This window comes from Vibrio sp. 10N.261.51.F11 (assembly GCF_041471665.1).
Classification (GTDB): Bacteria; Pseudomonadota; Gammaproteobacteria; order Enterobacterales; family Vibrionaceae; genus Vibrio; species Vibrio crassostreae_C.
In genome coordinates this window covers 1-6,183 of sequence record NZ_JBFROW010000016.1, presented here as the reverse complement: position 1 = coordinate 6,183, position 6,183 = coordinate 1, and the positions used below count along the sequence as shown (strand labels likewise).

Sequence of the window (6,183 nt, the reverse complement as noted above, 5' to 3'; positions counted from 1 at the left end):
GCCATGCTCGGCGCACAAATAAAATGCCCTCAAGTGATGACTTGAGGGCATTTTTCGTTGTCGATCCTATTCGCTTTCGATGACGATTTTAGGCGTTAGAGCGCAACCACATCTCCGTCTACACAATTCTTGCCGTTGGCTTTCGCGCGATAGAGAGATTGATCGGTTAAATTCACGAGTGCATCAATCGTGACACCGTCTTCACAGGCTTGGCTATCACTGATTCCGATACTGACACTCGAATTAAATCGTAACTGTTCATCAATTCTGAATTCAACTTGATTGAACTGTTGGCGAATCTCTTCTGACACTTCGTGTGCTGTTTCAAGAGACGTGTTTGGGATAAATATAATGAACTCTTCGCCACCCCAACGGCCTGCGACTCCGCCGGCTTTCTCGGCACTGCGCTTGGTAATATTAGCCAAAGCACAAATGACCTCATCACCGACCATATGACCGTAAGTGTCATTAATCGACTTAAAATCATCGATATCCAGCAGCATACACACAAGGTAGTTGTTAGAGGACATGTGCTCTCTCAACCACTCATAAATCGCTCTGCGGTTAAGTAAGTCGGTCATTTCATCGAAGTTCGCTTGGTGAACCAACTGCTTTTCCAGCATCACCTTTTGCGTCACATCTTCAAGTACAACCTGAACGGCTGGCTGACCTTTCCAAGTAATCGCATTGTCGTAAATATTGAAGAACCGATGAACGCCGTCAAAGCCGATATTTTCAACCACGGTACTCGTGCCAGACAACTCACCCGACACGATCGCCTGATAGTGCTTGCTGATGCCATCGGCATTCTGTTTTGGCACCAATTCAAGAATCGAGTCCAGCTCTAGAACTTGCTCGATGGAAGCCGCGCCTTGCATGTTGACCCAAGATTGATTAACCATCAGCGGCTTGAAATCTCGGTGAACCAAGATGCCCTGCCCAGATTGCATGATCATGTCGTGATACATCTTATCTTGCTCACGCACCGCATTTTGCAGCTGAATCGCAGGGGAAAGATCGATCACCGTGACTTGCAGTGCAGGTCTTCCCTGCCACTCCGTCACATGGTCGATAGAAAACACAGTGAACTCTCTGCCATTACGATCAATATTGGTATAGGTGTGAACCTGAGGGTCGCGTTGACCACTGACCGTTTCAAGGTAATTTTGATAAGCTAAAACATGGTAATCTTCTGAGATTAAATCTAGAAAGCTATCGATATTAGAAAGTAGTTCTTCGGGCGATTGGTATCCATAGATGCGAGCATAGTTAGCGTCAACACTCACTACATTCATATCTTGAATAGTTATTACACCGTACGTGGATTCGAAATTTATTGAAGACATTGCCAACTCCGCACTCTAGCTACACTTCATGAACTGGAGCATAACAACAAATCCTGCCAACGCTTCCACAGAATCTATCACGCGTTAGGGACATTAATATGGTATCTAGTATATCGTACTGTTGCGAGCTTCTCTACAATTCAATCGCTAACACCAGTTATCAAAAGTAGACAAGTCTCTCATTCCTATTACTCGCGTCAAAAAACAAAAAAAGATAACGTATATCTATGTAAGAATTAGCTTTTCTGTTTTCGACCTTAAAGTAGGTAGCTAGCGCTAATCACGACTCTTTTCAATTCCGTTCATTATTCACTTCTAGCATTTTGGCTGTTTGCTTAAAACCTCGTCGGTTATTCATTCCAATCGGAAAAATAAGACACTAAGAAGTCGATAGCCAGCCTTGCTCTCTGTGGAAGAAAGCGACGGTTTTGATATACGATCCAACTGCTTGTACCTGCTCCCCAATATTCTTCTAGCACTGGAACGAGCTTTCCATTAGTCAGGCCGCCATTGAAACTGCTTTTGGGAAGGTAGACAACACCAAGCCCCTCTTCACAAGCTTTCAGTACTGCACTCGAATTGTTACTGCGCCAGCGCCCATGCACTCGCACTGCATTTAACGGTTTGCCCTCTTTCTCAAATAGCCACTGATCACTGTTGGCGATAATGCAGCTGTGCATTTTCAACTGCTCAGGGTGATTGGGCGTACCAAATTGCTCTATATAGTCTTTACTGGCTGCGGCCGCCATTGGGCGATCGACGAGCTTTCTTGCCACCAAACCTGAATCGTCCAATCGGCCGTAACGAATAGCGAAGTCGATACCATCTTCGATGAAGTTAACCATCTTGGTATTGAAATTCATTTCTATGGTGAGCTCAGGATGCTCTTTAGCAAACTCCATCAGCGCCGCGGCAACATGGTTCTCTGCAAATGCGCCCGCCGCACTAACACGTAAAGTACCACTCAACTGAGTTTGTTGAGACGTGACTTGTTCATTGGCCTGTTGCAGCCCAATCACCAAGTCTTTGCACTGTTGGTAATAGGTGTGGCCAGATTCAGTCAGGCTAACCATCCGTGTTGAACGCGCAAGCAGAGCCACTCCCACTCTCTCTTCCAACCTTGAAACCTGCCGACTCACATGGCTGGTACTGCAACCTAACTGTTTGGCGGCCGCTGAAAAGCCGTGGCACTCAGCAACTGCAACAAATTCGTTAATCCCTTCAAAGCTATCCATACTTAATCTACTCGTATTTTATCTTTGCTATATAGCAACAATGTTTTGCCTGTTTAGCATATTATCACCTAATTGGTTTAGAGCTAGTATTAGAAACAACAAGACGGCGATAGCTAAGTAACAACGCGATACCAAGCTCTAAGCGCTAGCGCCTAACGAACAGCATCAGTGCTTAACGAAAAGCGTCAGCACCTAAATAAAAAAACAGCAGCTCAAAGGGACGAATCATGAAAAAAATACTAATTCCAGTGACTAACCACGCAACACTAGGCGATACAGATCAAGCGAATGGTACTTATGCGCCTGAACTGACTCATGCTCTCAAAGAGATCATTGCTGCGGGTTTTGAGTACGACATCGCTTCTGTCAAGGGTGGTAAAGGCCCATTGTACGGAACCGATATTGAAGGGGATTCAGTAAACGCTGAGATCTTGGCTGATGATGACTTCCAAAACCGCATCAACAATACGATTCCTGTAAACCAAATTAATGCAGAAAGCTACGATGCTATCTTCTACCCAGGTGGTTTCGGTTTGCTTTCAGACCTAGCAACCAACGAGCAATTCGCTGCTATTGCGGCTAAGCATTACGAAGATGGTGGTGTGATTGCGGCAGTATGTCATGGCCCAGCAGCCCTGCTTCCGATTGTTCTAAGCAATGGCGAGAAGCTATTAAGCTCTAAATCGGTGACTGGCTTTACTCGTGAAGAAGAGATCGACTTTGGCACCATCAACGACATTCCGTTCTTATTGGAAGAGTCTCTTGCTCGCAGCGCAGCGCGTTTCAACAAGGTTCAACCTTGGCAAGAGCTTGTGATTGTTGATGAGCGAGTGATTACCGGTCAAAACCCAACCAGTGCACACGCAGTGGGTGTAGCTATTGTTGAGCAGCTGTCTTGATTAAAAGCGGTCTTAATCGAATCACTGGCGTTACGTAAATAAGTAATAAGCGCTGTGAAACGAAAAAGAGCATACGTCCTACTCAATGTTCATGAGAGAAGTATGCTCTTTTCTAATTCTTTAGCTATTAAGTGCTAGTGACTGCTTGCTAATGGCTTCGCAAGATCCCTTCAAGCACATTGAACAGCAAGTCGATCTCTTCAATCGAGTTGTAATGCATACAACCAATACGCACCACGCCCTGCTCTTCGATACCCAGCTGCTTCACCAAACCTAGCGCGTAGAAGTGTCCATTCCACACACAGATATTATGCTCGCCCAGCTTCTTAGCGATAAACTCTGGAGAGTGATTATCAAAGGTGATGGCAAATGTTGGCGTTCTTAGATTCGAGTCAAACTCTGTTTTCCCGTAAAGCTTTGCCCCTTCGAGATCAGACAAGCGTTTAAGGAAGTACTCACTAAGCTGGCTTTCATGCTTGTTATAAAGCGCGTAGCTTTGCTCTAAACGAGAACGCAGTGAATCTGTTGGCTCACCAAACTGCGCTAAGTAATCCACCGCTGCAATCACACCCGCTAGGCCTTCGAAGCTTTGTGTTCCTGTTTCAAATCGGCCTGGGCCAATGTTAGTGGCTGGCTCTACCTTGTAAGGCTTTAACGTATGCAGCCATTGAGGCGCAATGTAAGCAATACCCACATGCGGGCCAAAGAACTTATAAGCCGAGCACGCTAAGAAATCACAATTCAGTTGTTGAACATCGATCAAGTGATGAGGAGCGTAGTGAACCGCATCAACATAAACCTGAGCACCATGCTGATGTGCAAGCTCAATGACTTTCGCCATATCAACAATCGAACCCGTGGTGTTCGAAGCAAACGTCACCGCGACAAGCTTAGTCTTCTCATTTAACAGAGACTCAAAGTGCGCCATGTCTAGGCTGCAATCCGATTCGTCGACACGTACTTGGCGAACAATCGCGCCTTTGTCGTCGGCCGCTTGCTGCCAGCTTGATACATTTGAGTAATGGTCTAACGCAGTGACGATAACTTCATCGCCCTCTTTCCAATCGCGGCTGATCGCTCGGCTCAGTTGGAAGGTCAGCGAAGTCATGTTCGCACCGAACACAACGTTGCCAGAAGACTCAGCATTGAGTAGCGCTTGTGCTGCTTCTCTCGCTTGCTGCATTAAGCTTGTAGTCTTTTGGCTAGAAAAGTAATGACCGCCTAGGTTTGAATTAAAGTGCCCGAGGTATTCCGTCATGGACGCCAAAACATTTTCAGGAACCTGAGAGCCACCCGGCCCATCAAAAAAGGTCACAGGCTTACCGTTATGGTATTGGCCTAACGCGCTAAACTGTTGGCGTACATCATTAAGAGTGAAGGACATTACGCGCATCCTTAGCCGTTAGCACAAACAAATCCATGTAACCCATCTCATCGTGGTCTATAGTGCGAATTGGTTGTGCGTTGTGCCACAACTTGCTGTCTGCAAGCATCGTAACATCGCCGTTTTCAAGCACTTTTCTAAAGAATGGCGCTTCATGAGAATCTTGGTATAGCATGATTTCGCCACCCACAATGTTATGACGGTTCACACCAATTAACGCGATGTGGTCGAAGCCATCTTGGTGCACGCCTTCTGGCGCAACCTGCGTCTCTTCATAAATGGCAGCGATACGAATTTGGTGGATTTCGATTTCTTGTCCGTCTTCAAGCCCGTTGGTTTCAATAAACAGTTCACACATCTCTTGCATGCCTTGGCTGCTTAGAATTGGTGCTTCAATCGGCTCGAATTGGCGAACAACGTCACCTTGAAAGTGATTAATGTTTTCAGACTGAACAAAGTTATGTTTGTCTAGCTCAACGACTTGTCCATTACTGAATTGAACCACCGAGTACCTTCTCAATCGAAACTGGCCATCCGCATGCTCTGTACTTGGTAGCTTAGAGAATGAAGGTGACAACTCCTCAACTGCGTGGTTACTGAGGTGGGTAATATGTAGGGTATTTTCGTGAGCATGTAACATCATCGACTCCTTAATGATTGTTAATTTACTTTCGACATTTAACGTTTTGTTTACATAAAGGATACTTAAAGATCTTGTCAAATCAACATTAAACAATCATTTATCCCGTCAGAAATAATAATTCAGATAGTAAAACTAACTTTAAATTCAAAAGCAGTGCATAACACCAGAATAAAAGATGACCAACTCTTAAAACTAGCACACTCCACTAGCTAGTTATAAATCCCTGCAAATTTAAATTTAACGATATTATAAACTAGCAAGCTATGTTTCATATTGTGTCAGCCCTTTCCCTTTAATACGCCAGCCTCCTTGCCTGAGTTCAGGCATCACACTCGCCATCATTCATTTCTATGCTTTTGCACCGCGAAATACGACCTACCTATCAATTGCCAAACTATTGATTATTTACACAACAAACTGAAATTGGTTAATTTATGAGTACGCCAGAAACCAAACGCCTTTGCTTGCGCGTCTGGAACAGGTCGAGTTCGGGGGGAACTCGGCCGCCCCAAATGGTTTACTTCTTTTTAGGGAGCGAGTTGATTGCTCTTTTAGCCTAGAAAGTGTTTGAAGTGGAATATTGAGAAGAGAGTTTAGTTAGTGTTTTTTGACAGCCAAGAACATTAGTAGGTATTCACAAATGTTAGAGACTCTTCTGTGATTACCGAGGGAGGTT

Annotated in this window: 5 protein-coding genes; 1 reads left to right on the top strand and 4 read right to left on the bottom strand. The window is 44.9% G+C overall.

Going from position 1 to position 6,183, the window contains the following annotated elements:
• Positions 1-95 precede the first annotated feature (95 nt).
• Entirely contained in the window at positions 96-1,346 is a 1,251-nt protein-coding gene (locus AB4351_RS05770) for a sensor domain-containing diguanylate cyclase (RefSeq protein ID WP_137001097.1), read from the bottom strand.
• A 350-nt stretch (positions 1,347-1,696) separates the two neighbouring features.
• Entirely contained in the window at positions 1,697-2,581 is an 885-nt protein-coding gene (locus AB4351_RS05765; protein WP_372125339.1) for a LysR family transcriptional regulator, read from the bottom strand.
• Between the two features lie 227 nt (positions 2,582-2,808).
• Here AB4351_RS05765 and AB4351_RS05760 point away from each other — a divergent pair, with 227 nt between their 5' ends.
• Positions 2,809-3,480 carry a type 1 glutamine amidotransferase domain-containing protein gene (locus AB4351_RS05760; RefSeq protein ID WP_372125337.1) on the top strand — a complete coding sequence of 224 codons (672 nt, stop codon included), beginning with the start codon at positions 2,809-2,811 and terminating at the stop codon, positions 3,478-3,480.
• A gap of 148 nt (positions 3,481-3,628) precedes the next feature.
• Here the strand turns inward: AB4351_RS05760 and AB4351_RS05755 are convergent, their stop codons facing one another.
• Together AB4351_RS05755 and AB4351_RS05750 are read right to left on the bottom strand one after the other, a co-directional pair.
• The gene (locus AB4351_RS05755) at positions 3,629-4,864 is read right to left on the bottom strand and encodes a cysteine desulfurase-like protein (RefSeq protein ID WP_048669267.1); all 1,236 of its coding nucleotides are present in this window, start codon (positions 4,862-4,864) and stop codon (positions 3,629-3,631) included.
• Positions 4,848-5,504: a 2OG-Fe dioxygenase family protein gene (locus AB4351_RS05750; RefSeq protein ID WP_372073733.1), complete on the bottom strand. Its 657-nt coding sequence runs from the start codon at positions 5,502-5,504 to the stop codon at positions 4,848-4,850. Before AB4351_RS05750 ends, AB4351_RS05755 begins: the two co-directional genes overlap by 17 nt.
• Between the last annotated feature and the right edge of the window lie 679 nt (positions 5,505-6,183).